The organism is Bradyrhizobium sp. STM 3557 (assembly GCF_045571465.1).
Taxonomy (GTDB): Bacteria; Pseudomonadota; Alphaproteobacteria; order Rhizobiales; family Xanthobacteraceae; genus Bradyrhizobium.
Genome location: NZ_CP120697.1, coordinates 1,331,955 through 1,350,648, shown reverse-complemented (window position 1 = coordinate 1,350,648; position 18,694 = coordinate 1,331,955). Strand labels below are relative to the sequence as shown.

General features: G+C 60.8%; 18 protein-coding genes. 4 read left to right on the top strand and 14 right to left on the bottom strand.

The genetic code is table 11. The features are described 5' to 3' along the window. Positions 1–594: 594 nt before the first annotated feature. The 11 genes from P6U24_RS06070 to P6U24_RS06020 form a co-directional block, all read right to left on the bottom strand. The gene (locus P6U24_RS06070; RefSeq protein ID WP_407158269.1) at positions 595–1,638 is read right to left on the bottom strand and encodes an EscU/YscU/HrcU family type III secretion system export apparatus switch protein; all 1,044 of its coding nucleotides are present in this window, start codon (positions 1,636–1,638) and stop codon (positions 595–597) included. Continuing rightward, the gene (gene sctT, locus P6U24_RS06065; RefSeq protein ID WP_407158268.1) at positions 1,635–2,444 is read right to left on the bottom strand and encodes a type III secretion system export apparatus subunit SctT; all 810 of its coding nucleotides are present in this window, start codon (positions 2,442–2,444) and stop codon (positions 1,635–1,637) included. The genes P6U24_RS06070 and sctT overlap by 4 nt, the downstream gene beginning before the upstream one ends. A gap of 7 nt (positions 2,445–2,451) precedes the next feature. Then, complete coding sequence (locus P6U24_RS06060) at positions 2,452–2,721, bottom strand: EscS/YscS/HrcS family type III secretion system export apparatus protein (RefSeq protein ID WP_407158267.1); 270 nt, start codon at positions 2,719–2,721, stop codon at positions 2,452–2,454. 7 nt (positions 2,722–2,728) lie between these two features. Next, a complete protein-coding gene (gene sctR / locus P6U24_RS06055) occupies positions 2,729–3,385 on the bottom strand; it encodes a type III secretion system export apparatus subunit SctR (RefSeq protein WP_407158266.1) in 657 nt (218 codons plus the stop codon). Then, the gene (locus P6U24_RS06050; RefSeq protein WP_407158265.1) at positions 3,378–4,421 is read right to left on the bottom strand and encodes a FliM/FliN family flagellar motor switch protein; all 1,044 of its coding nucleotides are present in this window, start codon (positions 4,419–4,421) and stop codon (positions 3,378–3,380) included. The genes sctR and P6U24_RS06050 overlap by 8 nt, the downstream gene beginning before the upstream one ends. After that, positions 4,418–4,810 (bottom strand): hypothetical protein, encoded by a 393-nt coding sequence (locus P6U24_RS06045; protein WP_407158264.1) that lies wholly within the window; start codon positions 4,808–4,810, stop codon positions 4,418–4,420. Before P6U24_RS06045 ends, P6U24_RS06050 begins: the two co-directional genes overlap by 4 nt. Positions 4,811–4,893: 83 nt before the next feature. After that, entirely contained in the window at positions 4,894–6,216 is a 1,323-nt protein-coding gene (locus tag P6U24_RS06040) for a FliI/YscN family ATPase (RefSeq protein ID WP_407158263.1), read from the bottom strand. Beyond that, complete coding sequence (locus P6U24_RS06035) at positions 6,213–6,803, bottom strand: hypothetical protein (protein WP_407158262.1); 591 nt, start codon at positions 6,801–6,803, stop codon at positions 6,213–6,215. Before P6U24_RS06035 ends, P6U24_RS06040 begins: the two co-directional genes overlap by 4 nt. Positions 6,804–6,805: 2 nt before the next feature. Continuing rightward, on the bottom strand, positions 6,806–7,360 hold the full coding sequence (locus P6U24_RS06030) for a hypothetical protein (RefSeq protein WP_407158261.1): 555 nt from the start codon (positions 7,358–7,360) through the stop codon (positions 6,806–6,808). Further along, on the bottom strand, positions 7,357–8,112 hold the full coding sequence (gene sctJ, locus P6U24_RS06025) for a type III secretion system inner membrane ring lipoprotein SctJ (RefSeq protein WP_407158260.1): 756 nt from the start codon (positions 8,110–8,112) through the stop codon (positions 7,357–7,359). The genes P6U24_RS06030 and sctJ overlap by 4 nt, the downstream gene beginning before the upstream one ends. Then, positions 8,112–8,549 carry a hypothetical protein gene (locus P6U24_RS06020; RefSeq protein WP_407158259.1) on the bottom strand — a complete coding sequence of 146 codons (438 nt, stop codon included), beginning with the start codon at positions 8,547–8,549 and terminating at the stop codon, positions 8,112–8,114. Before P6U24_RS06020 ends, sctJ begins: the two co-directional genes overlap by 1 nt. A gap of 190 nt (positions 8,550–8,739) precedes the next feature. Here P6U24_RS06020 and P6U24_RS06015 point away from each other — a divergent pair, with 190 nt between their 5' ends. The 4 genes from P6U24_RS06015 (at position 8,740) to P6U24_RS06000 (ending at position 12,232) form a co-directional block, all read left to right on the top strand. Then, on the top strand, positions 8,740–9,372 hold the full coding sequence (locus tag P6U24_RS06015) for a nodulation protein NolW (protein WP_407158258.1): 633 nt from the start codon (positions 8,740–8,742) through the stop codon (positions 9,370–9,372). Between the two features lie 235 nt (positions 9,373–9,607). Then, positions 9,608–10,918, top strand: a complete 1,311-nt coding sequence (locus P6U24_RS06010) for a type II and III secretion system protein family protein (RefSeq protein WP_407158257.1) — start codon at positions 9,608–9,610, stop codon at positions 10,916–10,918. Further along, positions 10,915–11,607 (top strand): CpaD family pilus assembly lipoprotein, encoded by a 693-nt coding sequence (locus P6U24_RS06005; RefSeq protein WP_407158256.1) that lies wholly within the window; start codon positions 10,915–10,917, stop codon positions 11,605–11,607. Before P6U24_RS06010 ends, P6U24_RS06005 begins: the two co-directional genes overlap by 4 nt. A gap of 145 nt (positions 11,608–11,752) precedes the next feature. After that, the gene (locus tag P6U24_RS06000) at positions 11,753–12,232 is read left to right on the top strand and encodes a tetratricopeptide repeat protein (protein WP_407158255.1); all 480 of its coding nucleotides are present in this window, start codon (positions 11,753–11,755) and stop codon (positions 12,230–12,232) included. Positions 12,233–12,386: 154 nt separating this feature from the next. Here P6U24_RS06000 and P6U24_RS05995 read toward each other — a convergent pair whose 3' ends face one another. The 3 genes from P6U24_RS05995 to P6U24_RS05985 form a co-directional block, all read right to left on the bottom strand. Continuing rightward, on the bottom strand, positions 12,387–15,440 hold the full coding sequence (locus tag P6U24_RS05995; protein ID WP_407158254.1) for a type III effector HrpK domain-containing protein: 3,054 nt from the start codon (positions 15,438–15,440) through the stop codon (positions 12,387–12,389). A 371-nt stretch (positions 15,441–15,811) separates the two neighbouring features. Continuing rightward, the gene (locus P6U24_RS05990) at positions 15,812–17,740 is read right to left on the bottom strand and encodes an FHIPEP family type III secretion protein (RefSeq protein ID WP_407158253.1); all 1,929 of its coding nucleotides are present in this window, start codon (positions 17,738–17,740) and stop codon (positions 15,812–15,814) included. Further along, positions 17,740–18,642: a hypothetical protein gene (locus P6U24_RS05985; protein WP_407158252.1), complete on the bottom strand. Its 903-nt coding sequence runs from the start codon at positions 18,640–18,642 to the stop codon at positions 17,740–17,742. Before P6U24_RS05985 ends, P6U24_RS05990 begins: the two co-directional genes overlap by 1 nt. Between the last annotated feature and the right edge of the window lie 52 nt (positions 18,643–18,694).

Sequence of the window (18,694 nt, the reverse complement as noted above, 5' to 3'; positions counted from 1 at the left end):
TCGGCGACGAACGGAAGTGAATTTATGTCACGCGCCGGGTGAAAGGCGTGCAGCAGCAATCGATCACTGCCTGACATGAGCTCAAGCTCCCGCAAACGCTGCGCACACTGTGCTATGGCTGCCGCCATGACTGCCTGCCTTCGTCGATTGGGTCTGCCGCGCGATCGCCCAGTGCCGCGCACCACCATCTTGCGTGCAAATCCTGGGCGGCATTTTCCTGACATCTGGAGCATATCGTCGAGACACGATGGCGGGACTTGTTGGGCGACTCAAGGGCGGCCAGCGCATGCGTCCATGCGACCAGCAGCGCGAGCCACGCAGCCCCGTGCGCGTCGGTCGGCGTGCATACGCACGATTCATCGCCGAAGGCGTCGCGCAGCCTGGCAAGCGCGCGGCTCTTGCAAGCGGCCAATGATCTTTTCGAGCCCGACCAACAGTCCAAATGCGATGCCGGTGACGCCGATGAAGGCGGCGAAATTGACATTCAGTACATACCAGAAGCGATCAAGGTGCGCTGTAGATGGGCTTAGCTGCTACGGAGGCTTGACTCAACGCGAGCGGGTCAAAACGTTTTGGTGTCTGGCGCAACGCGGCTCAAATGACCCTGGCCTCGCGCATGCAACCAATAATCTGCTGGAACATGTCAGGACTGATCATGCGTCCCACTTTGAGCCGCGGAGCCACATGCATGACCGCCGCTGCATCGAATACAATGGGTAAGTTGCCTTTCTTTGCTTCATCCAATAGCTTCGCGGCCTGATCTTGCGTCCCTCGCGCCACCAAAACCGGAACCATCGCATCTGGAGCGGCATAGCGCAGGGCCAATACGGTGTCGGCCGAGCGGACGAGGAAAGTCGCGTTTCTGAGACCGGCTTTTGAAGCCGAGCCGGTACGACGAACCTGCTGCCGCAAGCGCCTGATCGTAGGGTCGCCTTCGCTGTCCTTTCTTTCACGCTTCTGCTCGGTCTTGGTCATGCGCATGTCACGGAGAAATAGCCACCGTTGCAAGCTGATATCGAACCCGCCGAGCAACACAAACAGGGCGACCGATATGTACAGAAGGCGGGCAATCGGCGTCCCGAAACTCAGCGCTGCGCAATCAAGTCCGCATGCCGGAATCTCGATCAGGGCCTGAAGCGCAGCAATCGTGATGACCCATAACAAGATGCCCACTGCGGCAATCTTGACAGCCGACTTCGCAAGTTCAATGAGCGTCTTCAACCCGAACATTCGCTTGAATCCAGCAACAGGGTCGAGCCGTTCCATCTTCGGGATAATGGGGTCGGCCGCTGCGACAATGCCCCCGTTGATTGCGATGTTCGTCACAATGGCAACGGACACGAGCAATCCGACCAACGGCAGCACGGTCAATGCGATGTCGGTGCCCAACCGACCAAACAAGACTGCGACGGCGCTTTCAAACGGTTTGTCGTACAGATCCGGAACTGCCATCAAACCGTCCCTGAGCTTTGCGAAACTGGAGGGAAAGCGGATCAGCAGATATCCGAGCGCCGTCGTGGTGATGACCGCGGTGACGGCTTCCTTACTATGAGCAATCTGGCCTTTCTTGCGCGCTTCCCGCAACTTCTTGGCGGACGGCGGCAGCGTCTTTTCTTCACTGCTGTCTTGCCCACTCACAATGGCGCGCCTTCGGAGACGCGCATGAGGTCGAACAGACGTGGTAAGTCAACGAGATCTTGACGGACGTAGACCAACAAAAATGCTGCGTAGAACAACATCACGATAAAGAAGACGATATTTCGTAGCGAAAGAGCCAAGTCATCGACGCGCATTTGTGGTGCGATGCGCGCCAACACCAACAATGCAGCATCAGCCAGCAGCATTGCGAAGACGGCCGGAGCCGCAATCAAGAATCCCTGACGTGTCATCCTGTCAAGCATGCCGAGAAGCAGCAGCGGCGTTCGGTCGTTCAGCTGGGGAAATGCGCCGAAGGGTCGCCAGACCGTCCAGCTGTCGCAGAGTAGACTGGTCAGTGTTTCAAGGCCGCCGCTCATCACGAATAAAACGGTACCGATCATGATGAGCATCGTGCCAGAGATAGACACATCCTCGAAACCGGCCGGATCGTTAAGTCTGCCCTGCGTAGCGCCCCGCTGCGCGTCCATCACATCGCCTGCGACGTCCAGAGCCCAGAAAGGCATCCCGAGCACGAATCCAAGAACCGACCCGACAATGGCTTCCTTGGTGGTTAATAGAACCATTGCAATCGGGCCGAGGCCGTCGCGGGGGAGCGCAGCCTCAATCACGGGGGCGACTGGAAGCGCCAGAGCGGAGGCCGCGGCACCGCGGATCACGCCGGTCAGAGGGACACGATTGAACATCGGGTTGAACGACAACAGCCCGATCGGGCGCGCAAGTGCAATTCCGAACGCGAGCAGCCAATGCCAGGCTACCTCGAAATCCAAGCCGGAGTTTACTGCCATGACCTTGTTACCGCGCCATGGTCGGAAAACTATCGAACAACAGGCCCGACTGGCGAACAAGCGGCTGCACAAGCAGCGGTCCGGCAAAGATGATGACGACAATGACGGCAAGCAGCTTCATTGCGATTGGAAGCGATTGATCCTGCACCTGTGTCACCGCCTGGAGTATGCCGACGATCAGCCCGACGACCATCGCCGCTATCAGCGGCGGCAGCGCCAGGACCAGCACGATGCCCAGCATCGCGGCGAGCTGGTCTATAAGAGCGGTCTGCGTCATCCAGTAATCACGTCGCGTAGCCCAGCACGAGGCCGTGCATCAATCGCGTCCAACCCTCGATGGCGACGAACAGGAACAGCTTGAATGGCACCGAAATTGTCGTTGGTGAAACCGCCGACATTCCCATCGCCATCAAGACCGCCGTCACCGTCAGATCAACGGCAATGAACGGCAAGTACAACAGAAAGCCCGCTTCAAATGCGCGTCTGAGCTCGGACAGAACAAACGCTGGAACGACGATGACGAAGTTGTCGGGCGTGGGTGATAATCCTGAATCGGCTCCCCACACCTTTGCGGTTGCGGTTGCGAAGAACTCTCTTTCGCCCGGAGTGATGAAGCGCAACATGAAGTCCTTGGCCGGCACCTGGGCCCGGCTGGCGAGGTCGCTGAAGTCGCTCACGGTCGAATAATGCTGTCCAGGAACGGTCATTTCCGCATAAACCTTGTTGACCACAGGCGCCATCACATAACCACTCAAGAGCAGAGCCACCCCATAGAGCACGAGGTTGGGCGGGGTCTGCTGAAGGCCAAGCGCATTACGCAAGATGAACAGGACGATGGAGATCTTGATGAAGCTCGTCATGGTGACGGCCACGAAGGTCAGCGTGCCAAGCGCAACAATCGCGACAATAATCGCCAGAAAATTCGGCTGCACTTCATTCATAGTCAAACAGCCTGGTGACTTTCACCCCGACCAAGCCGTCCACATCGACCAATTCACCCCATCCGACCGGGCGCCCCTGCGCGCTGATACGCACGGGTTCGACGATCCGGCGGCCCAGCTCGACAATCGAACCTCGCCCCAATACGCGCAGCTCCGCCAACGTCATTTCCAAACGGCCGACGTCAAACATCAGCTGAACGGGTAATTGATCCGGATCGCTGACTGACGAGCCTTCCGGTGCAACTTCGATCGCTTCAACGCTTCGCATCGTCCACTCCGTTCTTTCTCTTTCGGCAGCTGGTCCGGGCGCTTCGAGCAGCCGCCATGTCTGAGCATGCCGCTCGGCCATCGCTGTCCAACTCTCGGCGATGACAAGCATGCCGTGCCTGCCATCGCCGCTTTGCAGGAGAACCGCATCTCCCAACTGTAGGGACAGCAAGGCAGCATGGGACAACTGCGTTGATCCAATCCGCAATGCCATGGGCAGGTTGAAGCAACTCATGTCTCGCGGCTTGACCGGCCAGAACTCCAGCAGCGTCGCAAGCGGATCCGGTCCGCCATGACCAAGCTCTGTCGAAAGCAGGAGGTGCCAACACTGGGTTTCGTTCTCGAGCAGAAGACGCAACCCGTGCGGACAGGGTTCGCTGCTGGCAGTTTTCAACCTACCTATCGTGATGTCGCGCCCCGTTGCCAACTCCAAGCTCCGAATGCGGGGCAGCAGCGCCGCTTCGAGAAGCAGTGCTGCGAGATCCGGGGACATCACCTCAATCTCCAGCGAGGGATCGAGAGCCGCCAGAACGTCTCGCGGCAAACTTTCCGGGCAGCGCAATTCAAGACGATCCACGCCCCAGGTCAGCGCCATACACGCTTGATCTCCCGTCTGATCGCGCTGGCGTTCATCCACCGACAATTGCGACGGTTTGCCGCCCAAGAGCACCTCATCGAACTTCAGCGCCCTGCGCGGCACGCTGCGCGCGCGACGAGCGGCAGCCTCGACGCGGCTGTATTCGGGGAACGCGAACGCGCGATGCATCATGTCGCGATCCAACGTTCGGCGACTTGATCTTCGCTTTCCGCTTCAGCACGCGCCTCATTTTCCCGCCGCCAGGCGGTGAGCCCTTTCTCTGCCAGGCTTTCCTTCTTACGGGTAAGCCGGACCTCCGATCGCAAGCGGGACATCGCATCGACCAATGCCAGGTCCGCCTCCTGGAGACTTTCCCGGGCTTTGGCCAGCGCCGCGTCAGCCGTCACCGCTTCTCGGTGCAGGACCTGCTCGAGCGCCATCAACAGCTTCAGCTCGTGCTGCTCTATCACGCGGCCGCGAACGGCTTCGTGCGCTTCGGCCAGCCGCGCAACGCCAAGTGCGACTGAATCATCCCGCCGCTCACGTTCGGATATCTCCAGCGCCGCGGCCGCCTCACGCACCCGCTCTGCGCGGCGAACGTCGCCTCGCCGGTGGCTCTCCCGTCTGCGCTGAGATGCGAGTAGCAATGCGGAGCGACGTATGGTCAGTTGGTGAGGCGCGCGAGCCATTTTTGCGTTTCCTGCAAGGAGCTGACCTCGCGCGAGCCCTGGCGCAGGAAGCTGCGAATGCGCTCGACGCTGGCCAGCGCTGCGTCGGCGCGGGGGTCGGCGCCTCTCTTGTATTCGCCGACTTGGACGAGAAACTCGATCTCGTTGTAGACGTGCAACAACTCGCGAACGCGGGCTGCGCGAGTGCGGTGAGATGGATCAGTGACGGCGTCCATGACGCGACTGCGGCTTGCGAGCACGTCGATCGCCGGATAATGGCCGGAGCTCGCGAGACTCGGTGACAGCACGATATGGCCGTCCAGGATTGAGCGCGTCTCCTCGGCGATCGGATCGCCGGTGCCATCTCCCTCCACAAGCACCGTATAGAAAGCCGTGATGGATCCGGACGCAGAGAGGCCGGCACGTTCCAGCAAGCGGGGCAACTCAACCATGACCGAAGGCGGAAACCCCCGCCGCGTCGGCGGCTCGCCAGCGGCAAGCCCGATTTCGCGCAGCGCGCGTGCGAAGCGCGTCACGCTGTCCATCACCAGCAGCACCCGCATCCCACGGTCACGAAACTCTTCGGCGATGGACGTTGCCGCATAACTCGCCTTGACGCGTTCGATCGACGGACGGTCGGAGGTCGCCACCACGAGTACGGTGCGCTTTCTCGTCTGCATGTCCAGTTGACGTTCGATGAAGTCGCGCACTTCCCTGCCGCGCTCGCCGATCAACGCCACCACGATGACGTCGACCTGCGCGCCGCGCGCCAACGACGCCAGCAAGGTGGATTTCCCACCACCCGGCTCACCATAGATCCCCAGTCGCTGCCCTTCGCCGCAGGTCATCAGCCCGTCGATCGCCCGCACACCCAGCGGGAGCACTTTGTTGATAATCCGGCGCTGCAGCGGCGAGGGGGGCTCGGCGCGAACTGCCCGAAACGGACATGAGGTAAGCGGCCGTCCATCGAGCGGCCGACCAAGTCCGTCGAGCACACGCCCGAGCAGAGCATCTCCCACCGGGACGCGCAGCACCGTGCCGGTCCGCTCGACCTCGGCGCCCGCAGACAGCCCCAGCATGTCGCCGATCGGCGCCATGACCGCTTCCTCGCCATCGAGCGCGATGACTTCGGCGAGTATCTCCTCTTCCAGCCCGTGATCGCGGAGTCGACAAAGCTCGCCCAGCCGTGCTCCGGGTAAAGCAGCGCGCAGGACCGCGCCCGACGCATGCAACACGGATCCCCGCATCGGCCGCGATTGCAAATTCCGCACCTCGGACCGCAAGCTGCTCAATCGCGAAGCGAGATCTCTGGCGGTCATCCTTGCGGTTCCACATTCGACCGATCATTGGGGAGGCCGTTCATCATCGCCCGAAATTGCCCCAGAAGCCCGAGCTCGGTCCGGCCGTTCTTGTGCACCAGGGAACACTCTCCCGGCGCCGCGTTCGCATCCACCTGCACGGTCACGCGGCAACCCTGTGGGGAACTCGTCAGGGCGTCGCGGAGAAGCACCGCGGTCTCCGGCGCAGCGCGCAGCGTCAATTGGACGTTGGCCGCGTGTTCGGCGATCGCCTCAGACGCCAACCGAACCAGGACTTCATCGGCAGGCAAGCTGCCGATGATTCGATGAGCAACGGCAAATACTAGTTCCGTCAATTCGCCTTCACGCTCGACCCAAAAGGCGTCCATCGTTTGACGTGTATTGATAATGATCGCGGCAGCCTCGGTTATGCCTTGGCGCAGCCCCTGCCGCCTCGCCTCCTCGAAGATGCGGTCACGCTCGGCGTCCATCTCCGCCCTCACCTGCTCCGCCTTGGCTCTGGCGTCCGCGAGAATCGCATACGCTTCCTTATGGGCGTCAAGCACATCGCCGCGGACAATGAAGTCGGAATGCACGATCGGATTCATCGCTAATCCGCAAGCAAGTGAGCTATAATTTGTGGGCCCCAGGTCCGATGAACGGAATCCGGCGCTGCCGCCGGCCTCTTCAATCTCAGCCGGCCGCACACGGCCCAGGGTTGCTGCTCGCACCACTCGGCCAGACAGGCGGCTCCATCGATTGCAACAGCTTTCGCAATGTCTTCTGGCGTAAGGTCGACCGTGACGCCCGGCGGCCGAGCCTCAGCGCGAACGAGTGCTAACGCGTAGTTCCTCTCGCCCAGAAGCGAAATGAGCAGACGACGGGACGCGCCATCGATGATGCGAATGATAGAACCCGCATGCCACACGCTCCCCGCCCGACGCGACAATTCAATCAATTGATCAGGCTGCATCGCCAGCATCTTCGCCTGTTCGCGGCTTAAGCAGCCAACCTCTCCCAGACGCCGCAAAACCAGACCGAACAATCGATCCCGAAAGCGCGGAGTGTGCACGAGTTGGTCCACCAAGGTGGACGAAATGCCACAGCCGAGGACCGACGCAAGTCGATCGGACGATGCCGATTGCAGCAACGCGGCGTCCGTCACTTTGTGCTCTCCGCCAACGGCGCTTTTGTCTGAGCCAACAGCTCACCGATACGTCGACGGAACATGACCAAAGGCAGGCCTGCGACTGCAACCAACACTACTCCGATAAGCCACGACAACCGCCAGTCGCCACCCTTCTCGATCAACCTCGGCGGAACGTCCGCGTGCCGAACCGGCACCAGAACGACTGATACCTTGTCGTAGCTCAGTCCCTGAACGCTATCGGCGACCAGCATCTTGATCTGCGAGACGAGACTCGGAACGCGACTGGACTCGTCGTAGCGAACGAAGACTGAGGCGGCCGATGGGATAGGCTCGCGCTTGAGAAGATCATTGTCGGGGAGCACGACCTGGACACGGGCGGTCAGCACTCCGTCGATCTGCGACACGGTCTGGGACAACTCCTGACCCAAAGCCCACAAAAACCGCGCCTGCTCCTGAAGCGGGGAAGCGATCAGCCCGCTGGGTTGGAAGACATCATTGATGCTATTGAACTTGGCACGCGGATATCCTTTTGCCTGCAATAGGTTTACCGCAACTGCAAATTGCCGGTCATCAATCGAGAGTGAGCTCGTGCCATCCTTGGCGACGGATTTGGACGCACTTAGGCCGCCCTGCAACAGCAAAGCCAACATCTCGTTGGCCTCCTGCTGAGGCAACGCCGTGTAAAGTTCTGTCTGGCACCCCGCAAGAACAAGCAGCGCAGCCGAGACGAGACCGCGGGCCGACCAGTGCCGTGCAGAGCGCCGCATTACTGGCCCTTCAACAGCGTATTCAGTATTTTGGTCACTTCTGTGGGGCCGCGACTGGCCATCGTTGCCTCAATTGCGAAGGTGTAAGCGCGATCCATCTGCGCGATCGCATCGGACGCAACCGAGCTATTGGGCACGTCAAGAGGTGGCTGATCGGACGATGCGGCCGACCCCGCATGATGGTTCTGGACCTCGAACACCTTTAAATGAGAGGCAAAGCTTTCGAGCTGATGGGCAGCACCGGCAGCCATTCCGCCAGTGGACGGCACCGGTCCGGCACTCACCTCGTGGACCGCAGAAACCTCGATCGCGCGTGCAAACTCATCCACCTGATGTTGGGTGGGCCGCTCCAGTGCGGTCTCCGATGCGCCCGCATTTGTCGCCGGCGACGGATGCGTGTCTTGAACAGCGGCAAGCGCTCCAACAACTTCGATCATGGCAATCCCGCGTTTCTAAGTGACTCTGCCGAATCGAGACGCAATTTGCAAAATCATATTAGCTACAAATGAAGCATTTCTATTTCAAAGGAAGCGCTGAGCCGCCACGAGAGCCCTTGCACGGATCCGTTCGGAAATGCGATCATCAATGCGGGTTATTGACTGTCATCACGGCATCGAATGAGGACGGATGTATCACGCATCGCTCGACCGCGCGGAGGCCATCTCGGTGAATTTATTCAGGCACGAGCCGAACGTAATGCGCGCGACTCTGACCGCAGTAAGCTTGCTAGGCGCGCTTTGCTCAGGGACAACGGTGAGCGCCGCCGAACCGGAATGGCCCACGGTATCCTACGATTATGTCGTGGTGGACCAGGATCTGCGCATCGTGCTGGAACAATTCGGCGTCAACACCGGCTTGCGCATAGCGTTATCCGATGCGGTTCAAGGAAGAGTGCACGGCCGATTGCCGCCGGCCCTCCCCCGTCAGTTCCTCGATCATCTGACCGCAACGTTTGGGCTGGACTGGTACTATGACGGAGTCGCGATCTTGGTCAGCGCCAAGTCCGAGGCTCAGACAGAAATGATAAATTTGAAGGGTACAGATTTTTCCGAGCTGCGAAGCGCGCTGGAAACTGCGGGCTTCCTTGATCGCCGTTATCAGTTGCGGGCCGGTCGGGAAAACAGCTCTGCAATCGTTTCGGGCCCTCCGCGATATGTCGCAGTGGTGAAGCAAGTGGCAGCGAGTTTTTCGCCAACGCCGGGGACGGTGCACGTGACCGTCTTCCGCGGCTCGTCGATCAGCCGGGTGGAATTCCCCTGAAGAGATTTCGCGGCAGAAGTTGACCGAGAGTGCGTGGTGGCAGAGCCGTCGCCGCTAAATTCATCGTGCCGGGCCGCTTGGGGCAAGCCGCTATCGGATGTTCAATACGAGTTCGACCGTGCGAAATGCGAACGCTCCCGCGAAACAATCCGTGACACCTGGGCTCCGCGTGGCGATCGTCTGCCTCGGATTGCTGGTTTCGTGCTTGACGCAGGGTGCGGAAGCAGCCGATTCGATGACCGTGACCGTGACCGCGACCAAGTCGATCAAGATCACCGTTTCGGGAGGCACGCTTCTGCGGCTTCCAGAGAATGCCGGGAGCGAATTCGTCGCCGACCCGAACATCGCCGATATCCAGACCCCGACACCATCGAGTCTCTTCGTGTTCGGAAAGAAACCCGGGCGCACCACGCTTTTTGTGCTCGCAAAGGACGGCACACCGGTCGTGGCGTACAGCGTTGACGTTAGATTTCCGGAGGCTGAGCTCGACGGGCAAATTCGGTCAGAAGCCGGGAACGCTTCGGTTCAATTGCAATATACGGCCAATGGCGCCGTGCTGAAAGGCACCGTCCCCGATGCCCAGACCGCCGAGCGTCTGCAAGATACCGCGACACGAACGCTGGGACCCGGCGTGCCACTATCCAACCAGCTCCAGGTCAATGGAGCACCGCAGGTCAACCTTAGAGTACGGGTCGCCGAGGTCAGCCGTTCGGTTTCCCGTGAGCTCGGCTTCAATTGGTCGGCCGTGCTCTCGGCGGGCGACTTTGCATTCGGGCTGCAATCCGGGCGCTTTGCCGGCTCCGGTTCGACGCTAACCACGAACGGATTGAACGGGATCTTCGGAAGTGTGGCCTCGAGCCACGCTAATGTGACGACGGTGCTGGATGCGATGGCAAGCGAAGGCCTGGTGACACTGCTCGCCGAACCGAACCTGACAGCCGTATCGGGGACAACCGCGACGTTTCTTGCCGGCGGCGAATTTCCCATACCGGTTCCTCAATCGCTCGGAACGGTGTCCCTTGAATACAAGCAATTCGGCGTCAGTATTGCGTTCACGCCGACAGTTCTTTCAAGCGGGCACATTAGCATGAAGGTTCGCCCCGAAGTCAGTGAGCTCGACAATTCCAACAATGTGAGGCTGGATGGCGTGCAGGTGCCGGCACTCACCACGCGGCGGGCCGAAACGACGGTCGAGCTAGCCAGCGGGCAAAGTTTCGCAATTGCCGGCCTCATTCAAAACAACAACAACAATAATATCCAAAAATTTCCCTGGCTGGGCGATATTCCTGTCTTGGGCGCCTTGTTTCGGTCCAATCAGTTCCAGCGGAATCAAACCGAATTGGTCATCGTCGTCAGCCCCTACCTCGTTCAACCGGTCGGTCCTGGACACAATCCCTCGGATACCAACAGCTACATTAGGACGCCTTCCGACCTCGAAGAAGCTGCATTTGGCAGGGTTGGCGCGCTCAAGCGCCCAGCCGGCTCCGCTCCCGCTCCGTCCTCGCCTCGCCCTGCGCCGGCTCATAACGGTTTCGTCTTCCAATGACTCGTTCTCTTGTCGTCGTGGCCGGCCTCGTGGTCCTGCTTGGCGGATGCGCCGATGGCGCTGCCGATTTCGGGGCAACACCTCCGGTGACGCTGGTCACCGCCCGTGAGGACGTGACCGTCGCGGCGAGAGGTTCCGAAGCCTCGAAGCTTCGCCTTCGGCAACGGATCGATTTGATTGCACAGGGCAACTTGCAGGCTGTTCGCGCTTCCATTGTCGCGTCGAGCGCGGCGCAAATAAAAGCGCTCAAATCGACCCTCATCGGCCTCGGACTTGATCCGGTGCACATCGTGGGATCGATCTCGCTGGAGAGGCGCTCGCGCTATGCAACAGTGGCGCTATTTCGAACCACAGCAATTCCGGCCGACTGTGCCGCCGCCATCGAGACCGCCTTCCCAGACGACCCCACCTATAGTCTCTCAAGTCTGTCCCACTGCGTGCAAGACAACAATCTGGCCGAAATGGTGGTCGACCCGGCCGACCTGGTCGCTCCTTCCAGGCTGGGACCTGCGGACGGCGCCTATCTCGCCGACGGCATGCGGTCCTGGCGCGAGAATCGCCGAAGCCAGCTCCCTGGAGCGAGCACGTCGGCTGGCCTGAATTCGGGACTAGGGGCTTCGAGCGGTTCGTCGACAGCTCCGACGGCGCCAGTCAATTCGAGCACAAGCCCGAACACCCGTAGCCCGTAACCAGATCCGATGCGCGCCTTGCAAGAATGCCCATACCATGCTGACTAGATTACTCGGTCTCGGAGCAGCGACCGTCGTGTTGGCAGCCTGCGCCAGCGACCCGGCCACGCAACACCAGCAGCTGGTTGCCCAGGATCCTTCCGCAATGATCAGGATCGCCAATGCCGCGGAGAGTTTTGGCGACACTGAGGCCGCCGCCGCGTTCTATCGACGTGCCGCGGACCTGCAGCCGGGTTCCGCAGCGGCCCAGATCGGGATTGCGCGTTCGCTTGCCGAGCAGGGCAAACTCGACCAGGCCATCGACACGCTTCGATCGGCAAAAGAGCGAGATCCCTCGAACACGCAGCTTGACGCAACGTTGGGCCGTTTGCTCGTGGCAACAAATCGCCCTGCCGAGGCAGTGGCGGCGTTCGACGAAGGGCTGCAGCAAGATCCTCGGTCGGTGCCGCTGCTAATTGGACGGGGCGTCGCTCTTGATGCAATGGGCCAGCATGCGGACGCACAGGACGCCTATCGCAAGGCCATCGAGTACGATCCAGAGAACTCAGCGGCCCGCAAGGATCTGACGCTTTCGCTCGCACTCACCGAGGGGCATGCCCGAGACGCAAAGTCTCGGGCATGGTAGCAACACCAAATTCCGCACGATCCGTCATCGGCAGGCTCACTCGGGGTCGGTCTGGCCGTCGCGCGTGCGCGAGGGAGTAAATCCGACCGTAGCCGCGACCGATCTTGTCCTACAGGACCTAGTGGCACTTTCCGAGCTTCAATGTCCACTGACATCATGCAGGCGAATGCGCTCCCGAAACTCCTGTGGAGCCTGCGGTACCACTGGGAAGCGGCGTGAGATCTCCGAGCGGACCCGCTCCAGTAATATCCTGGAATGTCGTTGGACCTCCATTGAGGCCGTATTTGTTCAGCGTAGCGTCCACCGTGCGCGTCTCGTTCACGGCCTGCCTCTTTTCGGCCGCGAGCTGAAGCGCGACGCCCGCTGCCGTGAGGCCAAGCCCAGCGATCGCTCCAAGCACGTCAAGCGACGTGCTTATGATGGGGGCCAGATCTCCGAGGGTCGCCATCCCCCATACCCGCGGTACGGTGATCTTGCCGAGCGAGCCTCCAAGGAACTTGATCGTTCCATCCAAGGCGTCCGCGGTGCCTACCGCAGTCATGAATGCACCTTGCGCAATGTTGATATTGCCGAGCGCGACCTCGCCGGCCTTCCGGAGATGATCCCCGTAGATGATCAGGCCGACGCCGGTTACGACATTGCCGACGCCGCCGATGTTGCGGCCAACCGCGGGCGCCTTTTGCTTGGCAATCTCGGAGCTAGTGTTTTTGACTTTGGTCAGATTGTCCTTCGCCGTTTTGAGAGCCTCATCCGCGGCTTTCTCAGTGGATTTCGCTTTGTCAACTTGGTCGATTGCCGAATCGACCCACTCGTGCGCTTTGTTGTATTCGTCGCGCGCCCTCGTACGGTCTGCGTCCGTTGCGGCGTTATCGGCCTTAGTCGCAGCATCATTAAGCTTCGCGAACGCGGCATCGAGATCCGCCTGCGCATTGGCGACCTTATGATCCGCGACATCCTTTGCTTTCCGCGCGTCAGCGACTTTCTGTTTTGCATCGGCCAGGGCGCGGCTATCGATGCTCCGGATGAAGCGACCAGCCCCGACCGTCAGCACGCCGAACGTGTTGATGCCGACGCCCACGTCAGCGGTGATCTGACCCGGATCCGTCGGCCTGTGCCCGCCGAGTGAGAGGCCAAGATAGAGGCCGCCCAGAATGGCAGTTGCGCCATGAAAGTAGCCGACCTTATAGGCATCATGCCAGGCGTTGCTGCCGAGGCTCATCTTTCCCGCCGTCTTGAGCACATCGACGAGCCGTTCGCCAGACCGGACGAGGTCCCATACGGCTTTGATGAGGTGGAACGCCAGCCCGGCATGTGTCGTCGAGACGTCGACAGACCCGGACAGGTCCGGATTTGATTTCCCGGCATCGGTGATGAACTGCTTGACCTTTTTTTCATCAAGGTTGCCGTGCCCATCGCCGAGGACGGTCTCGATCTGCTGCGGCGTGAGGCTCTCGAACACATGTTCGCTCAGCACGTCCTGGAAATTGTTCTGCAGCGCTGTTGCGTCAGACTTGACGACGGCAGGATCGATCACGTTGCCGAACGCTTCGACTTCCTGTGAGAACTCAGCGGACGCGTTGACCGGATCTTCTCCGCTGTCGAGCAGTTCCTGAAGCCGCTTGCCGCTCACGATCTCAGAGCTGTAATAATCGGCGAGCTTGTCGTAGCTGCCGGATTTCTTGGCGATCGCGGTCAGATCGAGATCCGCGGAGGGCGATCCCTTCTGCCCCATCGCGAGCTGGAAGAAGCCGGCCTGAGCCACATAGGTGTGCAACGCCATGCCGACCGCCACCTGATTGCCCTTCGCGTCCTTGGCATTCAGATCATCGTTCAGTGTCTGGCCGCTTTCAAACTTTGCAAACGCATTGCTGAACGCGTTCTTCAGGCCAGGATCGGCACTCACCAGCGATTGCAGCGCGCTGGTCGATGCTTTGGACAGGTAGTCCTGGACGCCGGGATCGGCAGAGAGCAGGTCGATCTTGCTTTGCAGATCATCATTGGTTTTCAGAAGATTCGGATTGATCCCGTCGGCCTCCTGCGTACCGACATCGGTGACTTGCAACTGGTTGTCGAGAGTCATCCGATCCTGAGTGTCTTTGAGCTCCTGCAAGACGGCCGCCTTCTGCTCGGCCGAGTAGTTCTCCGGATGCTCGAACACGTCGGACGTCAGCTTTGACGTATCGACATTGATGACCGCGTCACGCGATGCGACAAGATTGAAAAAATCCATCACCGAATTCGGTCCGCCCGGCGCGTTGGACGTAAGCCACGCTCCGATGTTGCCCGCATTCACCAGACCGTCGGCGACGGAGAGCGGGCTTTGGCCCGCCTGATCGATCTGGCGCAGCATGCCGGGATCGGACCAGAGCTTGGCGGCGGCCGTCAGTTCCGGACTGAGATCCGGATTGTTGGACGCCAATGCCAAGAGGTCCTGCGCATTGAACACGTTTCCTGACCACCCTGGCTGACTCGATCCCGCCGCGTTCGACAGCAAGGTCGCATTGGCTTCGAGAAGGGCCGCCGATCGCGCCAATTCCGTCGCGGTCGCGTCAGCATTTGGATTCGCCTTCTGCCAGGCCTGGAAATCCTTCGTGGCCTGATCCAGATCCACCGAAGCCCGCCCCACGAACTTGCTCAACGAGTCCTTGGTGATCGGCCCATCGATGTTTCCATTGTCGCCGCCGGCCTTGATCGCATTCAACAGCGCGCGATTGCTTTCGATGTAGGCCAAAGCGTTCAGGGCTTCGGGCGGCAGGGTTGTCGGCGGATGCGCCCAATCGATCTCGCCCAGATTCCACCGATTCCAGTTGTTGGCTAACAGCGTTGCCGCGTCGAGCGGCGCCTCGAGCGCGGCCACCGCTTGCTGTTGATCAGAGCCTATCCCGCTCGTGATGGTCGTGTATTGCGAATTGTAGGGGGCCGGCGGGACGAAGTTCGGGTCGTCCGTCTTCGGGTTGAACGCTGGGTTTGGATGGACCGCCGGCGGCACTGCTCCGGGAGGCCGGTCACCGGGGCCTCCATCGCCCTCGGCCACCAGCACCTGGTAATGCACGCCACCGCTCCCACTCTTGTCACCTGCTGGCGAGGCATTGAACAGTGCGACCGCTTGCGTCCAGCTCCTGGAAAGGTCGTCCATCCCATTCTTCGGTTCGGACCCCAAATCCTTCAGATCGTCAGCTGCGCTGCTGGCCCGCACATTCACACCCATATCATTCCCTTCGCAGGTTGCGGTACGTCCGGTCGGCACCACGAAGAAGATGTTGGTGCTTAGCGGGAGCTGTGCGGCCTCACAATGACGTGCATGTCCGCGCTCGCTTGGAGGAGCAGTAGGCATGGTTCATTAAAGCGATGCGACACTTTACTCACGCCGCAGTCACCTGTGTGTGATACCTAGCAATATCCGACCCGCTGATCACGCTTATGCATCATGGCGCCCCACGCGCTGCAAGACGCACACACCCGTGGTGGTCTTGTTCAGGCAAGCCGACGCAATGAAAGACGCGTGTTCTAAGCCCTTCACTCACCACTGCAGAGGCGAATGCGAAACGCCCGAACGGGTGAGCGGCAGCGTATCGCTATCTAGGCGCGCTCTCCAACGGCGACCAGATGCGGCGGCTCGCGACGACCTTCAGCCGTTGCCGGCATGATCTGATCATGCCGCAATGTTCCTAGCACATCGAGCTTGAAGTCTTGGGGAAGCTCGGCGTGTGTCACCACAGGCAGATCGTTCCCCGCTCGGTGAAGCAAGCTGCGAAGATGCCGCCGGATCTCGGATGAGGCCAATATGGCCGCCTGCGGCGTCGACGTCGCAAGATCGTGTAGTGCAGCAAGAAGGCGATTCGACGCCGCCGGATCGAGCAGCAATTGCGTCCCGGCCGGCGTGGCGTGGATGGCGCCGCGCAGAGCCGCGTCCAAAGGGGCATCAATGAGGATCACGGACAGGATCCTCTCCGGTCCGGCGAGCGCATGGCAGATCTGCCGGCGCAGGCCGACGCGCACGTGCTCCGTCAGAACCGCGGTGTTTTGTTCACGGGGTCCCCATTCCGCCACAGCCTCGAGGATCGAGCGAAGATTGGAAACGGAGACACCTTCATCAAGTAGCCGCCGCAGGATTTCCGCCATGCGGACAAGCGGTGCAGCTTTCGTCGCCTCTCGCACGAGATCGGTGTAGGCGGGCTCCATGCTGGCCAGCAGGATCTGAGTTTCCTGGATGCCGACGAACTGGCTGGCGATGCGGCCGATCGATTGCCGTGCATGGTGCACGAGATCGTCGATATTGTCCGCTTTACCGTGGCCTGCGGGCACGCCGCTGACATCGAGGCGCCATGTTCCTGGATCAGCCAGCCTGTCACCTGCGATCTGCACGCGCGGCACCGCGATGCCAAGGGATCGTCCAAGGTCCAATCGCACGGCGTCCATCGTTCGATCGACGGCCTCATCGAACGACCCAGACAGGTGCAATAGCAGCTGGGCGGCTTCGGGCTTCGTCGAGGTGGCGCCGGCCTCCGCGAAGCGCCGCTCCTCATCCTTTTTCCGCGCGGCAAGCACCCACCCGGCCGTGCCCAGCAAGATCGCCAAGACGAGGAACACAGCCGCGGGAAAATTCGGTACGAAAGCCAAAGCCCCCAGAACCGACGCGCCGATCTGTAGCGTCTTCGGTTCACTGGTCAGCTGAGAAATGATGTCGCCCCCGAGGTTGTTGCCGTCATCCGACGCAGCCCGCGTCACGATAATGCCCGCTGTGAGCGAGATCAGCAGGGCGGGAATCTGGGCAATCAAGCCGTCGCCAACCGCCAGCAATGAATAGGTCTGGACAGCCTGACCGAGCGGCAACCCCCGCTCGAGACAGCCGATGGTGATGCCGCCGATGAGATTGACGACGATGATCACGAGGCTCGCGATTGCATCGCCTTTGACGAACTTCATCGCGCCGTCCATGGCGCCGTAAAGCTGGCTTTCCTTTCCAAGCGCCTGCCGCCTGAGGCGCGCCTCGTTCGGATCGATGTCGCCGTTCTTCAGATCGGTATCGATGCTGATTTGTTTGCCAGGCAGCGCGTCCAGCGTAAAGCGCGCGGCGACTTCGGCCACGCGTTCGCTGCCCTTGGTGATCACCACGAACTGGACAATCGTGATGATCAGGTAGACCACGAGACCGACAACGACATTGCCGCCGATCACGAACTCGCCGAACGTTCGGATGATCTCTCCGGCATCACCCTGGGCCAGCACCAGCCGACTGGTGGTGATGGACAGCGAAAGTCGGAAGGCGGTGGTGATCAGAATGACGGTCGGGAACGTCGAGAATTGGACGGGAGCGCTGATGTAAACGGCGACCATCATCAGCAGGAAGGCCAATCCGATATTGCTTGCGATGAGCACATCGGCGAGCACCGCCGGCACCGGCAGGATCATCATGCCAACTGTCAGCACGAGAAGCCCCACCAGGATCAGCTCCTGCCGGGACGCGATCCGTTCCAGCACCGCATTGGCAGACGGCGAGATTCGCATCAGAACCGCACCGCGAGTGTCTGCTGTCCGCGCTTGACCAGCACGTGGCTTTCGTCAATGGCGGCGACGGTCCATCCGCTCGGCAGCACGCTGCCGATGAAATGCTTGTTGCCGTCGCCATCGATCACATAAGGATTCTGCCCGGGCCACACTGCCTGGACGGCAAGAGGCTTCGGCGTTGCACCGACGCTGACCGCGTTGACGAGCACCACCTGCCCGTTCACGATGCCGTCGAACCAGTGCTCGACGTCGCGCCATGCGGCCTCCTGCTCCCTGGAAATCTCGCCGCGCGCCTCGATGGCGCCGTCCGGCCGCGCCGTCAGCGCAAGAGCCCCCAAGTCCACGGTCGCGAGATGCTGCCGCAGACTCTCAAGGGCCGAAAGCTGCTTTTGGCGTACGGATGACCCATCTCGACTCGATGCGGCCGGAATCGACCCTGTCGTTTCCGTCTCATCATTCGATTGCAGGACCGCCGGCGCCGGCCTGAATGACACGAAGCCAGCCAGCGCGACTGCCGCCAACGTGGCGGCGGCAAGGATCGGCATGCGCAGGCTGGATCCGGCGCGCATTGATTCGACATTCGCATCGGGAACGGACGGCGCAATCTCCAATCTGAAGGCAACGCCACCGCTGCGAAAGCGCGCGTCGTTCGCACAACGCCTCGACTGTCCGGGTTTCAGGGTTCGGCGGCCGGAGATTTCGATTGGCCCATCGATGGCGTGGAGCACGATGCCATGGCTGCCATTCTCCAGGGCGAAACATGCGCCGTCGCGCAAATCGGAGATGACGATATCATCCTCCCCCGAATGACCGACCCGATTCCGACCAGCCACAAGCGCGGCGGATGCAGTTTGATGCACACCGCTTTCAACGACCAGAACCGCCGAAGCATCGATTGCCATGATAATATTTCTAGTTTGTTTTGTCCGTATTGGGCCGGCGCAGTCACCACCC

Excerpts from the sequence above, each read along its gene's own strand:
- P6U24_RS06050 (WP_407158265.1), bottom strand. The coding sequence starts at position 4,421 with ATGATGCATCGCGCGTTCGCGTTCCCCGAATACAGCCGCGTCGAGGCT.
- sctT (WP_407158268.1), bottom strand. The coding sequence starts at position 2,444 with ATGGCAGTAAACTCCGGCTTGGATTTCGAGGTAGCCTGGCATTGGCTG.
- sctR (WP_407158266.1), bottom strand. The coding sequence starts at position 3,385 with ATGAATGAAGTGCAGCCGAATTTTCTGGCGATTATTGTCGCGATTGTT.
- P6U24_RS06015 (WP_407158258.1), top strand. The coding sequence starts at position 8,740 with ATGTATCACGCATCGCTCGACCGCGCGGAGGCCATCTCGGTGAATTTA.
- P6U24_RS06060 (WP_407158267.1), bottom strand. The coding sequence starts at position 2,721 with ATGACGCAGACCGCTCTTATAGACCAGCTCGCCGCGATGCTGGGCATC.
- P6U24_RS06040 (WP_407158263.1), bottom strand. The coding sequence starts at position 6,216 with ATGACCGCCAGAGATCTCGCTTCGCGATTGAGCAGCTTGCGGTCCGAG.
- P6U24_RS06020 (WP_407158259.1), bottom strand. The coding sequence starts at position 8,549 with ATGATCGAAGTTGTTGGAGCGCTTGCCGCTGTTCAAGACACGCATCCG.
- sctJ (WP_407158260.1), bottom strand. The coding sequence starts at position 8,112 with ATGCGGCGCTCTGCACGGCACTGGTCGGCCCGCGGTCTCGTCTCGGCT.
- P6U24_RS05990 (WP_407158253.1), bottom strand. The coding sequence starts at position 17,740 with ATGCGAATCTCGCCGTCTGCCAATGCGGTGCTGGAACGGATCGCGTCC.
- P6U24_RS06035 (WP_407158262.1), bottom strand. The coding sequence starts at position 6,803 with ATGAATCCGATCGTGCATTCCGACTTCATTGTCCGCGGCGATGTGCTT.
- P6U24_RS06010 (WP_407158257.1), top strand. The coding sequence starts at position 9,608 with ATGACCGTGACCGTGACCGCGACCAAGTCGATCAAGATCACCGTTTCG.
- P6U24_RS05985 (WP_407158252.1), bottom strand. The coding sequence starts at position 18,642 with ATGGCAATCGATGCTTCGGCGGTTCTGGTCGTTGAAAGCGGTGTGCAT.
- P6U24_RS06000 (WP_407158255.1), top strand. The coding sequence starts at position 11,753 with ATGATCAGGATCGCCAATGCCGCGGAGAGTTTTGGCGACACTGAGGCC.
- P6U24_RS06005 (WP_407158256.1), top strand. The coding sequence starts at position 10,915 with ATGACTCGTTCTCTTGTCGTCGTGGCCGGCCTCGTGGTCCTGCTTGGC.
- P6U24_RS05995 (WP_407158254.1), bottom strand. The coding sequence starts at position 15,440 with ATGGGTGTGAATGTGCGGGCCAGCAGCGCAGCTGACGATCTGAAGGAT.